General features: G+C 35.6%; 15 protein-coding genes and 2 pseudogenes. 2 read left to right on the top strand and 15 right to left on the bottom strand.

Annotated features, from left to right (window positions below; all coding sequences use genetic code 11):
• Positions 1-318: 318 nt before the first annotated feature.
• The 9 genes and pseudogenes from A9C19_RS09770 to A9C19_RS22740 form a co-directional block, all read right to left on the bottom strand.
• Positions 319-2,003 (bottom strand): annotated as a pseudogene (locus A9C19_RS09770) (terminase TerL endonuclease subunit).
• The gene (locus tag A9C19_RS09760; protein ID WP_072579770.1) at positions 2,000-2,356 is read right to left on the bottom strand and encodes a hypothetical protein; all 357 of its coding nucleotides are present in this window, start codon (positions 2,354-2,356) and stop codon (positions 2,000-2,002) included. Before A9C19_RS09760 ends, A9C19_RS09770 begins: the two are co-directional and overlap by 4 nt.
• Before the next feature lie 138 nt (positions 2,357-2,494).
• Positions 2,495-2,738: pseudogene (locus A9C19_RS09755) on the bottom strand (HNH endonuclease); the annotation flags it as partial.
• A gap of 472 nt (positions 2,739-3,210) precedes the next feature.
• Positions 3,211-3,570, bottom strand: coding sequence for a hypothetical protein (locus A9C19_RS09745; protein ID WP_072579768.1), 360 nt, complete (start codon positions 3,568-3,570; stop codon positions 3,211-3,213).
• Positions 3,571-3,970: 400 nt separating this feature from the next.
• Entirely contained in the window at positions 3,971-5,254 is a 1,284-nt protein-coding gene (locus A9C19_RS09740) for an IS110 family RNA-guided transposase (RefSeq protein ID WP_072579767.1), read from the bottom strand.
• 349 nt (positions 5,255-5,603) lie between these two features.
• Complete coding sequence (locus tag A9C19_RS09735; RefSeq protein WP_072579766.1) at positions 5,604-6,977, bottom strand: DUF4179 domain-containing protein; 1,374 nt, start codon at positions 6,975-6,977, stop codon at positions 5,604-5,606.
• The gene (locus A9C19_RS09730) at positions 6,946-7,494 is read right to left on the bottom strand and encodes a sigma-70 family RNA polymerase sigma factor (protein WP_072579765.1); all 549 of its coding nucleotides are present in this window, start codon (positions 7,492-7,494) and stop codon (positions 6,946-6,948) included. Before A9C19_RS09730 ends, A9C19_RS09735 begins: the two co-directional genes overlap by 32 nt.
• A gap of 364 nt (positions 7,495-7,858) precedes the next feature.
• On the bottom strand, positions 7,859-8,311 hold the full coding sequence (locus A9C19_RS09725; protein WP_072579764.1) for a GNAT family N-acetyltransferase: 453 nt from the start codon (positions 8,309-8,311) through the stop codon (positions 7,859-7,861).
• A 573-nt stretch (positions 8,312-8,884) separates the two neighbouring features.
• Positions 8,885-8,971 carry a putative holin-like toxin gene (locus A9C19_RS22740; RefSeq protein ID WP_369127044.1) on the bottom strand — a complete coding sequence of 29 codons (87 nt, stop codon included), beginning with the start codon at positions 8,969-8,971 and terminating at the stop codon, positions 8,885-8,887.
• A gap of 329 nt (positions 8,972-9,300) precedes the next feature.
• On the opposite strand from A9C19_RS22740, the gene A9C19_RS09720 reads away from it, so the two are divergent.
• Positions 9,301-10,290: a hypothetical protein gene (locus A9C19_RS09720; RefSeq protein ID WP_072579763.1), complete on the top strand. Its 990-nt coding sequence runs from the start codon at positions 9,301-9,303 to the stop codon at positions 10,288-10,290.
• Positions 10,291-10,877: 587 nt separating this feature from the next.
• Here the strand turns inward: A9C19_RS09720 and A9C19_RS09715 are convergent.
• From A9C19_RS09715 to A9C19_RS09705, 3 genes are all read right to left on the bottom strand, one after another.
• A complete protein-coding gene (locus A9C19_RS09715; protein ID WP_072579762.1) occupies positions 10,878-11,612 on the bottom strand; it encodes a hypothetical protein in 735 nt (244 codons plus the stop codon).
• 468 nt (positions 11,613-12,080) lie between these two features.
• Positions 12,081-12,266 carry a DUF2187 family protein gene (locus tag A9C19_RS09710; protein ID WP_072579761.1) on the bottom strand — a complete coding sequence of 62 codons (186 nt, stop codon included), beginning with the start codon at positions 12,264-12,266 and terminating at the stop codon, positions 12,081-12,083.
• Between the two features lie 294 nt (positions 12,267-12,560).
• Entirely contained in the window at positions 12,561-16,520 is a 3,960-nt protein-coding gene (locus A9C19_RS09705; RefSeq protein WP_072579760.1) for a right-handed parallel beta-helix repeat-containing protein, read from the bottom strand.
• 972 nt (positions 16,521-17,492) lie between these two features.
• Between A9C19_RS09705 and A9C19_RS09700 the strand changes: the two genes are divergently transcribed.
• Positions 17,493-19,184: a hypothetical protein gene (locus A9C19_RS09700; RefSeq protein WP_072579759.1), complete on the top strand. Its 1,692-nt coding sequence runs from the start codon at positions 17,493-17,495 to the stop codon at positions 19,182-19,184.
• Positions 19,185-19,273: 89 nt separating this feature from the next.
• Here A9C19_RS09700 and A9C19_RS09695 read toward each other — a convergent pair whose 3' ends face one another.
• The 3 genes from A9C19_RS09695 to A9C19_RS22240 form a co-directional block, all read right to left on the bottom strand.
• Complete coding sequence (locus A9C19_RS09695) at positions 19,274-19,990, bottom strand: HAD family hydrolase (protein ID WP_072579758.1); 717 nt, start codon at positions 19,988-19,990, stop codon at positions 19,274-19,276.
• 198 nt (positions 19,991-20,188) lie between these two features.
• Positions 20,189-21,058: an SDR family oxidoreductase gene (locus A9C19_RS09690; protein WP_072581826.1), complete on the bottom strand. Its 870-nt coding sequence runs from the start codon at positions 21,056-21,058 to the stop codon at positions 20,189-20,191.
• A 263-nt stretch (positions 21,059-21,321) separates the two neighbouring features.
• A complete protein-coding gene (locus A9C19_RS22240; protein ID WP_267888749.1) occupies positions 21,322-21,495 on the bottom strand; it encodes a carcinine hydrolase/isopenicillin-N N-acyltransferase family protein in 174 nt (57 codons plus the stop codon).
• Positions 21,496-21,498: the final 3 nt, after the last annotated feature.

The raw sequence follows: 21,498 nt of genomic DNA, 5'->3' as shown, positions 1-21,498 counted from the left end.
TTCTTTTTTTCGAATATAAGAGAAGCCTCAAAAAATAAAGCCAAATTTCCAATTATTGACGCGATAGCTAATTATTTTCAATTAGGCTCCCATCCATATCGTAGTATTTATATGTATATGTAATTTCTTTCTCCTCAGATATCTCTGTCCAAATTGCTGTATTTTTGTTTAGTTCAAACTCTTCAAGGAAAATATGTTCATTTGCTCTTAACTCCATTATCGCGATTTTGTTATCTTTAGTTGTAATGGTGAGTTTCCAATTCTCTAATACGTCTTAATACAGTATCTAGAAAACCCACGCTCTCCCCTCACCTCCCTCTAAAAGTCTAAATCGTCTAGTGCATCTAAAGAATTATCTAAGTCGTATTCACTTATTTCATCTATTCTGTACAAGCCACAAACAAATGCTTGGAATCCATCGGTTTTCCAACGAATAGGTTCTTCCTTCTCATATTCTTTGTTTCCATCCTTTTTTATTTTCACTAGGACATTATTTGTATACCAACGCATTAAAGGATTGTTTCCAAAAATAAATAACCGATTTGCAAAACCTAATTCAACTCGTGGAGCAAGTAAACTATGAATAGCCTTATGATTTCGAATTACCTCCACTTCAAATCCAGCTTTCTCTAATGGTTCTTTCAAAACCTCCATACGGAAGTTATCTCCAGTGATTTTTTTACGTTATAATACTTTCTCTTTTTAACGAACCATTCCACTACATGTTTTGGATTAATTGTTTCTTCGTCCAAATCAGTGATGTGGCCATCTTGTTCCCACTCTCTAATTGGTTCGAATTTTTGTTTTTTAGCTGTTTCTTCATCATTTTTTCTTGAGTATCCGTAGTATTTATCAACAAACTCTTTACAGGCAAAAGAATGTGTAATAAATGGGAATTTCCCTTCGTGTTTAAAAATTAGACCACATGCAGCGAAATCACGAATACTTGCAAAGTCTAAGCAGCCAATACATTCTTTATCGATTAGATTAGGTAGTGGTTGATTTGTCGCTTAAATTTCTTCCCACTTTGCAACTGAACGTTCAAGGTCCGTAACAGGAAAATTCATACGATTTGTCATGAACTCTTCACGGTTAGATGGATCGTCTTCTAAGTCCTCGAATTCCTCTTTAATAGTTTCATATAGGCCATCTGTATAATCACTTCTTGGTTCACTTAGCATAGGGTTTGCTTTTTCCCAATTTGAAGGGTCCTCTACTTCTCCTTCAGCATCGAGTTTACAAATGAAAGGGAAAACAGCATTAACACGGGCTAACCCTTTCAATACTTTCATTGCTTTTTCTTTTAATTTATCTAAAAAACCCTCTCGCACATACCCATCTGTTCCAATGTAAAACTCACGAGGATTAGGTTTTTTTCCAAGACCACTTATATGAACACGAACGTCTTTATTTGATTCATATTGGTGAATCTCATCAAATACTACTGCTCCATCACGAAGACCATCCTTCGTTTCTCCATTAGAAGTCCTGAATTTAAGAATACTTCCTGTCACCTTTGATACAGTTTGCGTTAATGTTGTTTTAAATGCTCTCAACAAAACCTAGTGTCTTTTCACTGTTTTATGAACTTCATCTGGAGATGTCTTTGCCTGATCTTCACTATTTGCAACAACTGATATGTTGTAATCTTCAATTCCGTGCAGCTCACTAATTAGGAAGTGGATAATAACAGAAATTAAACCATTCTTTCCTCCACCTCGTCCTAGCATCCAAAGGAACTTACGGTAAAAGACACGATTATTTTTTTTGAAAAATAAAAAAATGAAAGCAATTTAGAACTTTTGAAATGGCTGTAAAGGGAAATACCACTTCTCCCCAAACTTAATACAGTTCTCAATCATTTCATCATCAAAATATAAATCGTCCCTATTTAGTACATATTGTTCTAAGTAATCAATTAACATTTCTCTTTCTTTATTAAACATTACCTTTCCAGAACGATAAAGTTTTATATATTCATCAACATACTTTTGCTTAATCATATAAGATCACTAAATGTGTATTTCTTCACTTCTTCTTTGTCATTTTCATCTGGCAATAAATCAGTGAGTTGTTTTATTATTCTTTGATATGACTGATCACGAGTGTTGTATAATCTGGCAACTGGACGTTCTCTCTCATAAGGTTCTGCTTTATCAGATTGAGAAAACATTTCATAATCCCCGTTCTCAGATATATCTATCCACATTTCGTTTAATAAAATTCGTAATCTTGCTGCCTGAACTATTAAACCTTCAACAACTCTAAGTTTGTTTTGTGGGATATTTTTAAATAATCTTTTTAATCGATTTTTTTCTTTTGTAACAAGAACCTCACGATTGTTAACGTCTTCCAAATTATCACCTCATTTCAATCAAACTCACAAATGGGGAGGGGGTCATACATATATGGCCGAAAAAATCCGACAGTACACTCCCCCTTACCGTTCCCCAGAATTTTTAAAAACACTGAAATCTTTAGGCGGGGGGTAAGCTCACCATCGTTCATCATCCCACTTATTCTTTTTCTTTTTAAATTTAAAACGATTATGTTTTTTGTTATGACATCTAATACAAAGTGTTTCTAAGTTATCTAAATCAAGAGCAAGTTCAGGATGTGTATAGATCTCTTTGATATGATCTACATCTAAACGTTTGTGTTTATCTGGATCCTATTTGTCGGTGTAAACTTTCCCTTGCCTTTTACATTTCTTGACACTCATAATTATCACGATCTAATGCTGTTAAGAGTACTATTCAATGACGGAGACTTCGGAAACGAAAGTGTCGTTGGCTAAAGGTTTTCGCCACCGATGGTTTCGTTTCTTTTTTATTTTTGCTAATTCCGATGGTATAGATTAAAATACCATTGAAAAATTTATTCCGATTATTTTAATCTCAAAAAGAAAAGGACCCTGCAAGGTCCAAATAATTATAGTCATCGATGACTCTTTCAACCAATCCTCGTCGACTAACTCTTGTTTTTTTTCTGGATACCGCGTCTAGGAGGCATTCTGTGCATAAACGATTTGTTAGACGCAGAATGCCGCGGGTTTCCTTGAAAATTTTCTTTAATGCTGATTCTGTGAAGATCTGTCGATCTTCATCAGCCATCTTTAATTGGTGGGTTAAATATTCTTGAATCTCTTCATACAACAAGCCCTCTAGATGATAATGCTAATTTGCTGCTATATTGTATTCAATCTTAGAGTCATTCAAAGACTTCATATTCTCCATTCTCTTTCTTTGCTAAAACTACATCCGATTTCCCTTTAACCGAATAAATTTCAGTTCCTACCTCCAAATAGTTAGAAGTTAGATTATTTTTAGGACGTTCCTCAATATTGAGTTTTTCTTTCACCGTTCCTATCAGTTCAGCTGGTTCTAGGTCTAATTCTTCAGCAGTTTCTCCTATTGTTTGTAGTTCAACTCCATTAACAAAGAGTAGTGATTTATGGGAACCACTTGAGCTGCTTTCCACGATTGACTTGTTGCTATCATTAGCTGAATTTTGCGAACAACCAGGTACTATAACAAATATTATCATTAGAATAAAGAAGTTAATTTTCAAATTAATCCCTCCCTCAATAAAGTTAATTTTCCTTCCAAATACTCGTGTATTCTCAATATTTCATAACTACCATCTAGTTGACTCACCCAAATTACTGGATATCATTTGAATTTCTATAAATTATTTACAGGTTAGGGACCATCCTATCTACCAAACAGGATTAGTTTGGAAAATAAGTGTATAACCGTGCTAGGAAATCTCCACACAAATCACGGTCGCTAACCCTCCCATATCTCTCCGGATCGTATCCATACTTTCCTTCGTCCTGCGTATCCATGAGGTGGAGGTTGGAAATGCTCCTATGCTGGGTCTATTGCCCGAATGGAAAAAATATGCTCCAACTCTGCACTATTGGTGTTTGTAGAGAAATAAAATGTTTTTAGACTGTTTTTTTAAATCTTTAAGCAGCCTGTAATAAATGTTTTTGATTTAATCCACTTAATAGTTTAGATCCATCAAACTCACATTGTTTTTGTCCAATGACAAACAACACACGTAGTAACTTACAACACAAGGCAATGAGTGACTGTTGCTTTTTTAACGGCTTTTCAGATCGTGTTGTATAGTATTGATGCAAGGCCTTAAACGTTGGATTATGCGCGACTAACGGACGAATAGCCGAATATAAGGCTCGTCGCAGACGGCTTCGCCCTCTCTTGGTTATCCGAGTTTGACCTTTAAATTTACCGGAGCTGTGTTCTCGTAATGATAGACCAGCTAAATTGACTAATTGTTGGGGGTGACTGTACTTTGTAATGTCACCTACCTCAGAGAAGAATAAAGCGATTGTGGTAGATCCCAATCCTGATATCTTCATCATTTGTTTAGCTAAGGGAAGTGTTTCCCCTAGAGCTTCAAGCTCCGTATCTAATTGTTCTACCTGTTGTTTATATAACTCATACTGCTCAAGGAGATAATCTAATTCTCGCTTGGCAAACTGAATACCGATTTGAATCCCAATACTCTTTCGGGCAGCTTCTACTAGCTTGGTCGCTCGCTTAATTCCCACACCTCGTTGAACATATGGCTTCCACTTCATTAACACTTCTTCCGGTGTTAGTTCTTTAATTTGAGACGGAAACGGAAACAATCGCAACGTAGAAAAGGCTGCTTTTCCTTCCCAGTCCCCAAACACATCAAAGAATTCAGGAAAATAGCGTTGAATATGGTTTTGGATGCGTCCTTCTATTGTCATCAGTTGTTTAATAAGCTGATCTCGTAATTTGACGCCTTCTCTTAATTCGGCATAAATGCCATCTAAGAGGTTTGGTACAGAGTATCGGCCATCCTTAATCAACTGTGCAATGACACGGGCATCCTTTGTATCATTTTTAGTAGGGGAATTGTCGTCAAGCTCTTTACTTTTCTTAACGTGCATTGGGTTTACAACTACGAAATCGTAACCTTTAGCTACTAAAAAATAAGCTAGACTAAACCAGTAATGACCAGTAGGTTCTACGCCAATAATGACGTGATCCTTGGCATTTTCCTTCCGAAGATCTTCTGCCCAATTCACTAGTTTTTGAAAGCCATGCATTCGATTTACAAAGATCAAGCGTTTCCCGAACTCGATGCCTCGGTCATCTTGAGCACGTGCTACGTGTTTGTCCTTGGCTATATCAATGCCTACAATAAGAGTTGAAGGTGTAATTTGAGAGATTTTGTGATTTTGTGTATAATTCATTTTGAGTCCTCCTTGGTTACTTAATTAAGGGTCCTTAGTGCTGATCAGCTGCGGACACCTCGCACTATACCAAGAGGGCTCTTTTTGTTTCAATCCTCAAATTTCTTCATTACAGGAATGCTCCTATAAGTTGGATAATTTTATCATTATTTCGACATTATTATACATTTTTACGAAAGGTAATTATACAACAATTCATAAAAATGACAACTATTTGAGTGTCATTCTTGTGTGTTTGTGATGAAATGGATCTTTCATATCATTTTACGGTATATAAAGAAAGGTGTGTTTGGCAATAAGTAAGAAGACGCTTAGATTCATTGAACAGAATCTAAGCGTCTTTTTTCTCCTATTTCATATCAATCTTAATCTTCTCTAATTTAACCGGAATGTTGATACTCATGGCTTCCATATTAACTCTTATAACATAGTCAGTACTAGTGAAATTCTTTAAATGAGTCATGTCAAAGGTACGTGTAAATCGCAAGTCATCTTTACTTATTGTTTTGACTGTGTGTTTAATCGATTTCTGATCTTGATATAAATTTTTTTCTGACTCTTTAACTAAAGTAATATCATTGCGGGCAAAATCTTCAAAAAATGATATAGGCTTTCCCATAGCGTTCCCATCATTTAGTTGAAAATCAATAGTGAGGCTATTCTCCTGAACAGTCATCTTTTCTATTTTCACCTGTAAATCTTGTCTTTTTGCATGTAATTCAATAGGTGTAGCTTCATCTACTGATACGATATGGTCAGGTTCACTTAATGCTACTTCAGGAACGACTTCTATATAACTAGTTTCTCCCGCTAATGAAGCTGGAATAATACTTCTGCCTTTAACGATAATTTTATTGTCCTCTTTTACGGTTTCAAGATCAATTCCGTCTTTTGAAATGGTTATTTCCTTCCCTTGGTCATCATACGCCTTTAATCGCACTTGGTCATTTTTTCCTACTTGTGGAAAAGTTGCAGTATAATTAATCGCTGTTGAAGCTTTACCCTGAATAATGGTATCGAAATGGACAGAAACTCCCGCTTCCGCTTTCCTTGTTGCTTTGTCTACAAGGAGGGTTTCAAATGGTAACTGGTTTATCGGAACATCAAATCGCCAACTTCCTTCCACTTTACCTATCCTCTTGAATTCAAGTGGAAAAGAAGCTTCTTTTGGTAGCTCAGATTTTGGATAGCTTAATTGAATATGCCCTATATAGCCGTCCTCGGTAGGCTCCATATAAATGAATTCTTTACTATCTGAAATTCCACCCTTACCATCAAATATTTCATAAAACCCTTCAACCCTCCCATCTTCTTCCGTCGTCACGCTACCCTTCACAGTAAAAGTAACCCCTATTATGGCTCCATCATAATAAGCATTTGTAATCGATACGTCTATATTCTTATAAGTTGAGAATTGATTTAATTCTGTTATCAAATCTTTGGTATGTAAACTTCGCCCCACTGTATCATTGAAAGCAGTGTATACATCCCCGAGCCACGGTACTTTTGCCATTACGTGTGATATGGAAGGAGAGATGAAACTTGAAGAAATTAAGATCGTTGCTGCTGCAACCGATGACCATACTAATTTTCGTAATCCTGTTCTTTTACTTGCTTTTGTTACATCACCTGCGCGATTCTTCCCCGAGACTATTGCCTTTAGGACATCATCTTCTGGTACTTCAATCTCTTCATATACTTTTTGAAATGATGTTTTCTCCATTAGTATCCAGTCCTCCTAACAATTTTCTTAACCGCTCTTTCCCTCTACTTAAATACGTTTTTACTGTATTTTCAGGTAAGTTCAACACTTTGGCTACTTCACTTATAGGTAAATCATGAAAATAAAAAAGAATAATTGCATTTTTGTGTTTCTCATTCAGCTTAGTGATTGCGTCTAACAAATCCAGGATTTCTTCTCTTTTTTCCCTCTTACTAGGTAAGGAATGGTCCATTATAGTTTGCGCAGGGAATTCTCTTTTCCTTTTCTTTAATACATCATATGAACAGTTTATAAGTATTTTTGTTAACCACGTTAAGAAGAACTTTTCATTTTTTAATTGTCCAATAGATAGAAAGGCTTTATAGGAAGTTTCTTGAACTATATCTAAGGCATCCTCGCGATTTCTCACATACAAATAAGCGGTCCGATACAACTGATTTCCATGTATAATAAGAAGCTCCTCTAGAGATTTCTTATCTCCATTAATTGCCTTTCTCACAAGCTTCATTTCCTTCATCTCGTTATAACCCCCTTTCTGATTTCCGCTTATTAGAGTGAGAGAGTTGTGATAAAGTTTCACCTTTTTACATTTTTTAAAGATTCTCTCGAAAAAAGCGCGTTTTTTAAAAAACTCTGTTTGATTTAATGTAAGATCTAGATTCTGACATACTTACTAGTTATTATAGATATGATTATGAAAGGATAAAGAGCGTGAACGAAATTTGTAAATGAAAAAGCCTACTCTCTCTTTGTTGGTATGAGAGGTTAGGCTATAAAAGTCATGTAATTTGATCGTTTAGTAGAGTATAAACGTAGTGACATTCCGCTGAGAAGCAATGTCCGTCTCACCTTTCTGCATAAATCGTCTAGATTCATACCATTCACCTCTCATTATCAAGTGTCTTTTCAAGAATTATCTTATGTAATCCTTTTTCATCTACATATGTATCGATTACATCAAAGCCATTTTGAATGTTTAATAGTAACATACTACGCCATTTATTCATCGATTTAGTCTGAACAACACGATATCCTTTTTCCTTTAAAAGGGAATGTTGTCGCGACATTAATTGTGAAGCAATTCCATTTTTTCTGTATGTAGGATCCACACCGCCTAACCAGCTATAGAACATATGAGGAGTTAGTTCATAACCAATTTTATATCCAATTACTTTTGAATTCTTCATTGCGGTTAAAACGATTACATTAGATTTAGCATCCATTTTGTTCTTTACATCATCTGAAGAATTAAAAATAGCTTTATGTAACTGAATGATTCCGTCTAAAACGGCTTCATCTGGAATCGAATCATAGCTAAAGTAACTTATAACCATTTCATTTCATTTCCTCCTTTTGTATTCGTCTCATGTATAAGGAAGATTAAGTTTCCTCTTTGTTCTACACCAATCTTACTCTATGTAGCTTTAGATTTCATCGTAAAATGGAAAAAGACCGAATCTTACTTGATTTGGTCTGAGAATTTAGCTAAGTCAATAACATTGCCAGCATAGCAAGTTTTTTAAATTCAATCCACATCCCTAAAAACCTTCCTTTTAGTAACAGATAGTGAAATCCAAACGATCTAGATGATAAGAAATCTAAATTTTTCAAGTAAAAAGGTTAATGTGTTGCTATATATGCTATATGAAATTAGACAATTAAGGTCGCTAAGACTAGTTATATAATAATCTTATGTAAACTAATCTTCTTATAACAAAAATAATTAAAAAAGAATCGTCCTTTTCAATCCCCTCTACTTTAGTTATAATAAAAATAAACGTAACATAAACTAAAAAAACTGTTTGGTGCTGGAACACCAAACAGTCATACAATAGCTAGGTTCCCATCAAGGGGATCAGCGAGGTTTAAAGATAACTCACCTATCGCCGGTTAAGCTCAAGGGTGGGTTATTTATTTTTGTCTATAAACGATACGATTGACAACACCAAACTAGCAAATGCAATCATTAGCATTAAACTTTGAAATACTGTCATCTGTAAGCATCACCCCCTTTCATACGGGGTAACGCTGACCACCCTTGAGTTTACCTAACCATCGCACATCTATTCTATCACACTATTAGAACTAGTTATTCAATCGTCCCAATATTCTCATCATTTTCTTCTCATCATTTTCTTTAAGGATCGAAGAAGATACTATGTTGATTCCTTTATGACATAAAGTTGATTACCCTACTTCATCTCTTTTTCTGTTATTTACTATTTTTCACTTTAGAAAGCAAAGTTACTAATGGTACACTACAAATGCCAAGAAAAAGGAACAGGAAGACAGTAATCAATACCTTAAATCGTTATGGGTATATGTGCTATTTGGTTTATTTTTAGTTATTTTTGTAGTAATGGAAGAAAATTATCTTTTTCAAATGAGTATCTTCTATGGGATATTTACATTTATTATTATGACATCGATGATTTCTGATTTTTCTTCTGTACTATTAGACATACGTGACCGCAATATATTGTTTCCTAAGCCTGTTAACCGAAGAACGATAAGCACGGCTAAATTGGTCCATGTCATAATTTACTTATCCTTTCTTACTATTGCACTAGTTTCGATTCCCTTACTAATTGGACTAGTTAGACATGGTATTTTATTTTTTCTTGTTTCTGTCCTAAGTGTAATCCTCCTTAACTTATTAGTAGTAGGAATTACAGCCCTTCTCTATTTGTTTATTTTACGATTGTTTGATGGAGAGAAATTAAAGGATATCATTAATTATGTCCAAATTGGATTATCCCTCTCCATGATGGTTGGTTATCAACTTCTCGTTCGTTCTTTTGAATTTATTGACTTAACGATTTCACTTGAGCCGTCATGGTGGCATGTGCCTATCTTTCCAATGTGGTATGGAGCGATGATGGATATGGTGATGAATAATGTGTTCCAGCCCTTCAATCTACTTTTTACAGCTTTAGGGATTATTGTCCCTCTCGTATCATTAGCGCTGTATGTAACGTTTAATCCTACTTTTGAACAAAGCCTTCAAAAGCTAGTTTATCAAGGAAAAGCGAAGGTGAATAAACGAAGTAAGCTTAAAGAAAGAATCCTTACTATCATTTGTCGATCACAGGAGGAGAAAACATTTTTCACTTTTGCTCGTTTAATGATGAAAAATGAACGAGATTTTAAATTGAAGGTGTACCCTTCTCTCGGATTTTCTGTCGTAATTCCATTTATATTTATTATGAGTGGCTATGATCAAGATTTTGATTCTATTGCTAATGGTAAATTGAAGAATGAGATATTTTGCAATGGAGCTTTTATACTATTTTTAAACTATACAGATTTATAGAATTTAGATACCTTTTACATCTTGGCTAATTTCAAGCGTCCGGTTTGGTTGAATTCCTCTCCAGTTGCTGCTATCCGTGGGGCGGTCGGAGAGCCTCCTCTTGCAGAAGTCACACACTTCCTAACCATTTAACCTTAAATTGTTTTCGATAAAAGAACTGATTTATCAGGCAACAATCTCTTATAAGCGAGCTCGAGTTTTTAAAGTTTAAGCCGTTTGTTGCTGCTTTAATATGACATTGATAAGATCTACCAAAAGGATTAAAAAATAGCACCCACTCGTTGGAGTTCTTCTCAATCATTTACTTCTTGTAAGTCAAACAGGCTTCCTTGTCGTATAAATAATCCTATAGGGAATCTCCTCCCGTCTCACATCAGATTGCGTGTGGCTTACCCATTTTTGTTAATCTTGGGGGAGGCACTCTCTTTTTGCGCCTTAAAAGCAATAAGGCTCTACGGATTCAATTTATGAAATTCACTCATTTGGTTGGTTCTTTAGAGATCCTTCTTATCTTTGTTAATATGATCTATTTTCACTTCATTTGCAACATAAAAAAACGAGACTATAGTAGTAGCCTCGACTTAGGACTATGATTTTAAATGAGTTGTAGAATTTTCGTCCGCATCTGCACGGAAATAGCCTCCACCTTCTTCTTCACTCAAATTAATGGACGTATCCCCATCGCCATCTCTCCAATACCCATCAATCCATACACCATCACGCCAATGCCCATCTACGTAATGAGGCTCTACATGGTGAGTTCCGGGATGTGTTGATGGTTCTTCTGCTTGCAGCTCATGTGATGGGTGATGTTCCGCATTTGTTTCTCCATCTGTTCCTCCACCCGCCATATGTTGATGATCAGTAACTGTGTCTGAATCATCTGCTCCATCAATTAAATCTACAACTCCAACAGCAATTGCTCCTACGGCAACTGTTTTACCAATATCTCGTAAACCCTGCCTTACTTTATTGTCATCTCCTTCTCTATATCCTTCATATGTAGATTTTCCACTATTATAAGTGGCTTTAGCCGTTTGATAAACACCCTTTGCAGTTCTACCGATTGATTCAGCCACATCATTTATTCCTTGATCCTTCTTATGTTTATCTTCTTGGATCAACCCTGATGCCGTATTCCAAGCACCATCTGCTACTTGCCCAACCGTATCACCAGCAAATTCGGACGCTTTTTTCACCCCATCACCAACATCTTGAATAAACTTGCTCCCAGTAACATCTCCAACAACATTGACTGCCCCACCAATTACAGTACCCGTTGCTTTACCAGCAAATTTACCTACATCTCTTAAAAATCCCATAAATCTTTTCCTCCTGTACTTTAAAAAAATAAGACCCACCCGAATAGGTGGATCATCATTATGTAAGAACATCCATCATACAAGGCGACTCGATTCCTAGAGCAACTGCTCTAAATCCGTCGATGTGCGTCTATCCTTTTTTCACTAGGTTTGCCACACGCTTCTCATACAAGTTATAGGATTATTTTACTATATAACAGACGATAATAAAATTGATTTTTTAAAGAAATTAATAGAAAGAAAAGTAGATACATTCGTAAATTATTACAGGACAATAGGAAAAAATGACTGTTCTATTACGCAATTACACATTGCGATTACTCTTTCTCAACCTAAAGTAGGTCCTTCTATTAATTTATACTATTATCTTGTTGCTGTCGCTTGTTTTCCATGTGAGAAAATGTCATCCTCATTAATCTAGTCGCTTAATCTAATCGTGTAATAAATAAAATCTATACTATAGTATCTTCATCCATTCGATTTCTTTATTTTATAATTTTTATGATTCACTATCGTTTTAAGTGGCTCATTTTTTTCCTTCGACATGCCGTAATCAACCATTACAGAATTTTCCCTAATACCCGTTACGACTCCTTCAATAGTGTTTCCCTCACGTTTAAAGGAAATTACGTCTCCTATGTTTGCATTTGCCATTTTATCACCTCTTTTTTATCATTTCCAAAATAGGCGAAGCGATACAGCATTAATTTTTAGGTTCTCATATACTGACCTTCTTATAGGCAATGCCTAGGATCAGAACTATAAAAGCACAAGCTCCGGTCTGCTTGTTACTCAAGAAGTTTCCTAGTTAAATGAAAAGAGGCTGGGACAGAAGTGCCTGGCACCTTATCGTAACGACTATATGTACGCACTGATTTATCTAGTGCACACAATAGTTTGTATCGGAGGGTGCCTGGCTCTTTGTTTTGTCCCAGTCTCTCTTTGTCTTTAAGCTAATTGTAGTTCATTCTCCGTTTCGATCAATTCTTGTGCCGCTTCTGCCGTCACAATTGCGTCGATTAATGCTTCCTCTATCTTTTCTTGTTTATCTGAATCATTTGGAGTTTCTTTATCTCCTGGATCACTTGAATCTTCTGGTTCTTCTGGATTTTCTTGTTCATATAATGGTGTTGAGCCGTCATCCAGTGGAGCATAAATCTGAACAACTGTTACACTATTCCAGTCATTACTTGATAATGTTAACAAATATGTTCCAGTATATGACTCCATACCTGCTGGGAAATCGAAGGTAAAGGTATATTCATCACCTGCGTTATCTTGACTATCTGCGCCGAAATCGAGTACATTGTGCACAGTACCTGTTACAGGGTTCGGAGAATGCAATTGGTGAAAGGAAGCGTGTGTATATGTTCCATCTTTATTTGTAATCGCTTTTGCGCTTGCAATCAAATCAAGCAACTCTGTTACACCACGGATATTTACCCCTGTTTTGAGATTAAAATGGGAGGCACCATCGTTACTTAACGTACTATTTAAATTATAGATCATACCTTTTCTTCTCGTAAATAAAACAGTTGTTCCACCTATAACCATTAATGCTAAGCCTATTAGTAAGTAAGTGTAATCTATAGTTGGTTCTGGCTCTTCATTACTAGTCGAGACGACTAACATAGGTGCTTTCATACTTTCATGTTCTTTTGAGGCTGTTTTTGTCTCTAAATTTAAGTTATAAAGCTTTAGTACAGCCTGTTCAACATCACCTGTTAATTCAGCGGTATTGGAGCTTTGTGATTGTGAGTAGACTTCTTTCCATGCTTCTCCATCATTAGACATTTCAATACTAAAAGAAGATTGACGTTGAGTTACATCAATAAGGATATAGGAGTCATCTTGACCGACAAACACCTCATCTGACTGTACAGAACCTTCTGGCGCTATCGTTATATTGTAGGATGGTACAGCTCCTAAACCATCAGCAATATATATACCGTATTCTGGTCCAGATGCGTCAGGAAATTCCCACTCTTTATTTGTTTCGTTGAAATAGTATATGGCTACTTCATCTGAGTTGTAAGCATTTGCATCGTATCCAAACTTTACTATTGCTTGTCGGCGGTAATCATTCCCTGCCGCTCTTTCTTTTATCTTCAATTTGTCAGCGTTTCCATACTGATTATCTTCAATACCCACTAAGCGAAATGATAACGTATCGTCTGTTTGTGATAAAACAAAATCAGTAACATCTAATACATTCGTAGCTGTAGCCGGTAATACATGATCTTGATTAGTTGATTTCTCTTTTTGCACCGGATCGTTTGATTCTTCGTCTGTTTTAGCAGTACCCTGAATGGATACACCATAACCAGCTCCACCGCCACCTACATCAGTCGCTTTTCTAAATAGCTCACCTTGAGCTGACCACCTTGTCTCTAAATTATCATCCAGTGTATTTTCTGGAAAATTCCCATCATGTCCACTAGCTGTGATAACATCTTTGTTTTGATCATCACTATCTTGTACTTCTTCTAAGCCATCTATCGCTGCTTGCAATGCTGAAATATTCTGAATCGTATTATTTTTTACTACTGTACCAGGAGCATTCATCAGTAAAATACCTTTAGAATTATCTGGGTTTGTAATGTGATTATTTAGAATAACATTGCCTGGACCAGAATTATCATGATTGGATGGAGCTGATCCACCTGTATTCCCTAAATTTTCACTTGCATAAGCACCATCTCGAATAAGAGCATCCTCAACTGCAGTGAATTCTTGGCCATCAAGTTCAGGGATAGATTGTCTACGATAGTCATTACCTGGTCCTCTTTCTTTTACTTTCAATTTTGTTTCATTTGAATAGTTTTCTCCAGCCTCCAAACTTAAGTTATACACTTGAAGCTTTGCTGCAACAATTTCTTCTCCTACTTGACTCTTATCAAACTTGAATAGGTTTGGTTCCGTTATTCGATTATCTACTAAGTCCTGTCCTGTATTATTCCTTATTGTATTAGTGTCATCGATGGTAAGATATTGACCATCTCGAATTAATGCATCTTCAATTACCTCAATTTCAACTATCTCCGCGTCCGCTGGAGGTTCAACTGGTTCCACGTAGGCACTATCTGTGTCTACAAACACAGCTTCACTGTCTACGCCCCCTTCTTGGGGATGATTTGCAAATGTATTTTCTCCGTCTAAAATTCTGACTCCATTCGTATTTCCTGTTATCGTATTTCCTGACAAAGAAATGTTACTTGGCTTTGTGTCGGATATGACATTTCCTTCAATTAGTGTGTCTGGACTTCCCATGTGAATCTTTATGCCTTCTCTTGAATTTGTGGCAATACCTGCCCCTTTTGTCACTCCACTAATTGTATTTTCTTCAATAACATTTAAATACTCATCTTCACCATGAAGTCCTGAACCGACATTATTCGCATTAGAGTCACCATTATCATACTCAAATGATACGCCCCAGAAATTGTCAGCACTGTTGTCGATTGCATCCAACACTGTATTTGTCAGTGTGTTATTTATAATTAAATTATTATGTGCATAAAATTGTAACAATACACCATGGCGAATATAGGGACCTTCAAATACTGAATCCTTTACTACATTGTATCTCGTATCATTTTGATAACCACTGCGTTCAGATTTAGCCTTAGTATATAGGACAAGCTTGGCTGGCTTATTTTCACTATGTTCTTTTGAAGCATAATCTGCACCACCATCTGGTAAATATACTTCGTCTCCAACTGAAGCTGCCTCAATAGCGTCTAATATAGCAGGTAGATCATCATGATTGTTGTTTTCACTATGGTTCGTACTAAACTCTCCATCAAAGCTTGACGTAACGGTTAAATCAGAAATGTGAATGTCATGTACAGTATTTTCACTCCATGTATCATCAGATAAACCTTGTGCTTTAATATGATACCCACCGCTTGCTTTTGTTGCGCTATTGGCAAATGTTACAGTTGTTTCTTCCCAACTATCGTCTTCTACTCCAGTTGCTTGGATGTGATAGCCCCCTGAACTTTGTCCGAATGCTCTCATTACCTTGCCATTTGGCTCGTTTGAAAAGCTAGATACCAGTACCGTTCCCTCTCGACTTTCAAGGACAATCGCCTGTGCACTTGTGTTACTTAGATTTTTCTTTTCTATGGTTAGCTTTGTTCCTTGAGGTAAATCTTCGACAGAACCATCTGGATTAATTAATCCTGGTTCAGTATAAGTGACATCTTCTCTTTCCTCTTCTTTTGGAGGCACTAAAGCAAAATCAGCACCTTCATCATCCTCTATTCCTTTTATTCTAAATGATACTATATTGTCTTTTTGTTCCTTAACAAAAGAATCTCCTTTACTAAAAGCAATTCCTAAATAACCCACCTTTTGTGGAGTACCGAGATTATAAGAGATCCACTGTCCATTCCCATAGCCTACAATACGTACATATTGCCCCTCTGTATCCTCAATATCAAAAACTTCCATACCAAGTGTTGTACCAACTTTTGCAAATACACCGTAAGTTGAGAAGTGATTAACTTCTAATGTAATTGTGTCATTGTCAACATCTCCGCCTTGCGGCAATGCTATTTTTACAGCTGTATTCTCAAGTGATACTGTTTTGTTAGGGTAAACTTGAACCGTCTGTCCTAGTTTTTTTTCATCTTGATTGCTTGAATCCTCTTTTTCCACTGGATCGATTAATTCTTCTTTTTCATCTTCATCACTTGAATCATCAACCGATTTGATATCAAGTTTAGTAGCTTCATTAGCTGATACTGTAGAGACTACCGGTAACAAATGGAACACTAGTACTAAGCATAGAATTAAGTTTAATTTTTTATTAAAAACAATAGAAGAATCTGTTACCACTACATCATGGCTATTTTGTATACGAACACCCATTGTTTGGAAGTGTTCTACGGTTACATCCTCCATATGTGCATTTCCTCCTAAAGGGTTTTAAGTCATTAGTTAAGAAAAGGATCTTTTCTAAAAAATTGTTTCTCCTTACTTTAAAAGCAACAAATCTACGAAAATATCCTATTGAAATCATCTCAACATCATGAATCTAAAAAAACTTGATCTCACTTCTACCTTCAGTTAAGTTGAATCTTATGTTCACAATCTGAACAAATCTATCGAACTCTGATAAGAATAAGGTGATTAGGTCAATATTTCAGCAAGTCATGTAAGATTCTACAATTCTTTTGTGTTTCATTTACCACATTTTCTCATGCTGGTATATTCTTTTCTCCTTCTAGTACATTTCATCAACTAGCAGTAATTCCATACTCTCTAATCCAAGTATAGTGGACGGGATGTCAAGTTAATACGCTTCATATGCCTCTGTCAATCTACTGGTTATTTTATAAAAACGTATGGTATTCCCAACTGCATCAACATATTGTTTCTTTAACACGAAAATATTTTTCAATATTCTGAAATATGAAAGTAGAACATTGATCATGCAACACCATTATTTGAAACATCTATTCGTATCAACAAAATAACACCCCCTTTATGTTCGTGTCACTCTATGTCAATTCGTGTGTTGTCGTTTTGTATACGTTTTCATTTTTATGTTAGATCGTATACCGTTACATGATATAAACCTATCTATTAATATGGAATTGGTTTTCTTTAGGTTCTCTTGTATTTTTTAAAGGATAACAGGATTAAACCCTTTAGAAAGAGCCTTAGTGAAAGTAATACTAGATTTGTCTATCTATGATATAACTAAACAATGAATGGACTCCCTCTCAAGGAAATGCACCCACTTGCTTTTATTGAAGATAGTCGAATGATGGAAAGCGAGGACTCCAAAATTAAAAATTGAAACCTTCTTTAAACTTAAACGTATAACGTATATAAACAGAGTCCAAAAACTCTCACTGAAAGGAGAACATCATGACAAATATTCTTATCTTCTCTCTTATTATTGGATTAATAGCAGCCGTTCTTATTATCCCTTTTACAAAACAAAAACACTCGAATCAAGAGGACAAACCACCTAAAAATATGACAAGTATTAAAGTACTTAGCACATTCTCCCTAATTATTACGATTACGATGTTTGTCGTTTACTATGTTAGCAATTTAGATCGAACTCTCTCTTCATTATGGATTTTTCTCATTATAATCTCAGCACTAGGTACGATTATGGCCACAGGAAAGGAAAAACTGATCAAGGGTCTTTTTTTCTTAGGAAGCCTTGTATTTGGAATTCACCTCCTTTCTGCACCTGTTTTTAATGCGAATGAAAAATATGAGCTGGTAGAAATGGAAGAATTAATTGAAATTAAAGCGTTTGATGAAAGCAAAACTCCTGCAAGCGTTCCACCTGAGTTTGCTCGAAATAAAATGAAAAAGTCGTTTGGTCAAGTCCCTAATACGAGTTATTATGAGCTTGGTAATTTGCAGGTTCAAAAGGTAAATGGAGAATTTGTTTACATTGCACCCGTTGAGTTTTCTGGATTTTTCAAATGGTTAAATGGTGATCAAACACCTGGTTACTTCACGTTAAGTGCGACAGACTCGTCTGATAATCCTACATTCATTACATCAGAAATGGTCTATACCCCTTCCTCTTATCTTAATAAAAATGTTGAACGCCACATTAGAATGAACTATCCTAAGCATATTTTTTATGGTGATGTTCAATTAGAAATAGATGAAGAAGGGAAGCCTTACTATATTCGTACCTATGGCCAGTTTGTTTCTGCACGAAATGGTTTTGAAGCTAAAGGAATAGTAATGGTTGACCCTCAAAATGGAAAGGTAAAGGAGTATTTACTAGCAGAAGCACCTTCATTCATTGATGGAGCTGTATCCCCTGAAGCTGTTAGCTTACAAAACAGCTATTACGGGAACTATATTCACGGATTTTGGAACAGTATTTTTGGTAAATCTGATGTGAAGCTACCTTCTGATGAAGGAACAGAAGCAAATGTTAGTCCGATTTTTAATGAAGAAGGTGTGATGTATTATTTCACTGACTTTACTAGCCCTAAAGAAGGAGTAGATTCAATGCTAGGGTACTCACTTACCGATTCTAGAACAGGAAAAGCAACCTATTATACTGGAAATCTAGAAGAATCCTATATGGATTCACAAGGTGCCCTTCAAATCATTGAAAAGAAATTTATTGAGAAAAAGTGGCATGGCGAAATGCCTGTTTTATATAATTTTTATGGTGAAGCTAGCTGGTTAACACCTGTGTTAGATTCTAACGGTTTTTTACAACATTACTTTATCGTTTCTGCTGCCAATCCAGAAATATCCGTATTTGCAGATACTCCAAATCAAGCGCTAAAGCAGTATAAAATAGCCTTGCAAAAAGGTGGAAGTACTGTCGATGGCACCTCTAAAGCAGAAGAAAAAATGGTACAAGGTAAAGTTATGCGAGTGTATAAAGAAAAAGCTGGAGATTATACGACGATTTCCTTTCTCTTAGATAATGGTGTGAATTTCAGTATTTCATCTGAAAATTATCCATTAGCGATATACTTACAAGAAAATGACGAAGTGAATATCACCTATTTAGATACTGGTGAAAGCTTCTTGCCAGTCAAGGAAATGATGATTGAAGGATTAGAATAACAAAAAACTGTAGGGTAATTCGTCTAGTTACGAATCACCCTACAGTTTTTTTAATGAATCGGTACGTTATCAAGTACCCAACTAAGTGATTAAAAACTATTCTTTTTAGACAAAAAGATCTCTAGCAATTCACTAGCACTATGTACTTCTAGATCTGGTTTATATTCCGCATCAATTGGTAGAGGCTTCTTACGATGATTCATCCATATCGCCTTCCAGCCAGCTTGTTTTGCTCCAATAATATCCTTTTCAAAATTGTCTCCAATATACATGGTTTCTTTTTGATTTAGGTTCATGCTATGTTCAATATAGTTAAAAACTTCACGTTTTGGCTTGGCGTGTCCAATTGTTCCAGAAATAAATGTCTTTTCCGCTGGTATCCAGCGACTGAGACCTAGCTGTTTTATTTTCATAGTTTGATGCTTTTCTTCCCCATTCGTTAAGATTCCAAGCTCTATTCCTTTATTCACTAGTAATGGTAGTAGTTCTTCTACTTCAGGAAATAAGGCGATGTTCGTTTGTTCTTGCACATATGTTTCATGAAAAAGAGCTGCTTTTTCGGTATCCATTGGGATCTTGAAATCATGACATGCTAGAAGAATACGGCCTGTCTGCCACTCAAATTGTGAGATCTCCCCCGCCTCACTTTGATCAAACAAACTCTCACTATACTTACGACTGGCTTTATATAATTGATCCACCTCTTCCTTTGAAAGTGGCTGATCGAGTAGCTTTTTTACAGTGTTATGAAATGATTGTGCTTGATCATATAATGTATCATCAACATCAAATATGATGGTTTTCATATATTGTCATCCTCCTTAGGGTATTATGATAGCATAGTTTCCTAAAGCATAGGGTAGGATCTTTTGCTTCCTTCGTTAAGTCAAAATGAAAGAGCAACAGACATAAAATTTAGCAATGACTTTAATCAATATAAAAAGCAGTGGAATTCGTATCCAACTGCTTTTTTTTTAAACATTTTTCGTTTGACAGATCTTCCTTTATTGTTTGCTAAGATATGAATCATCATCTAAAGATACTTCTTTAGAGCTCCATTCCCATAGGTGTTTGGCTAAATCCATGTCATTTGCTTTTTTTGATGTTTTTGCTATTTTTTTATTGATAAAATATTCACCAGAAATACTTTTCACTTCTGGGCTTGTAGCTAAATAAATAGTCGTACTAGCTCCTTCTAAGGGTGTTTGAAAGAAGGGGGATAACATTTTATAAATTAGTTTTCCAAATCCTGTTTGTCTATTAACTCCAAGACTTGTTGCCACCGCTCCAGGATGCAAGGTGTTCACAGTGACGTTTTTATTTCTTAGCTTCTTAGCTAATTCTTTCGTAAATAAAACATTAGCCAATTTTGATTGACCATACCCTTTAAACAAATTGTATCCACTTATGAAATGCGGGTCGTTTTTGTAAAAATCTCCCCACTTATGACCACCAGATGAAACGTTGACAATTCTTCCTTCTTTGGCATTTACTATTAATTCCAATAAAAGATTGGTTAGTAAAAAATGACCTAGGTGATTAACACCCATTTGCATTTCAAAGCCATCTTTCGTTGTTTCTCGTCTTATACATAATACCCCAGCATTATTAATTAGGACATCTATTTTTCTATATTTCTTTTTAACTATAGAAACAAACTGTCTTATGCTGTCCATGGATGCTAAGTCACACTGCATGAAGGATAATCTCTTGGATTGACTCTCAGCTTTTGCATAATCTAAAGCGTTGGAACCCTTTTCTTCATTTCTGCCTACCATTACAACTTCAAAACCCTTCTTTGCCATTTCTATCGATGTCGCCAATCCCATTCCAGAAGTAGCACCAGTAACCAAAACTATTTCACCCTCATTCATCAAAAATTCCATCCTCCTAAAAAATACATTACACCTAAAACCGTAGCCTTTTCTTCAAATCAGCATTACTTTTGATACGATTATATTTATGTACTCTCTCTCATTCCCATGTTACGATTCATTTACACAACAAATTGATTTTAAACTTGTTTTTCATAAAGATAAAGGTGTAAATGATCAACCTAACTATTCAAAGAGAAACTACCTTATTTTTTGCAGCCTTTAATATTAGCGCTTTTTATTCCTTCTTCTAATTTCGTCATTCAATTTTTATCAGCAACTAAATAATTATTACTGAGTGAAGTGTGGAAACCACGCAACACTTCAACCGCCTCGTTTACATTATGACAATGTTCCAATATATATCTAATAGCGAAATAGAAGTTAATGCCAGGTCTTGTTTCTTCACAAGTAACAAGAGTCATACCAATGAACAAACC

The sequence above is a fragment of the Bacillus weihaiensis genome (assembly GCF_001889165.1).
GTDB lineage: Bacteria > Bacillota > Bacilli > Bacillales > Bacillaceae > Metabacillus > Metabacillus weihaiensis.
This window is presented reverse-complemented; position numbering and strand designations above follow the sequence as displayed.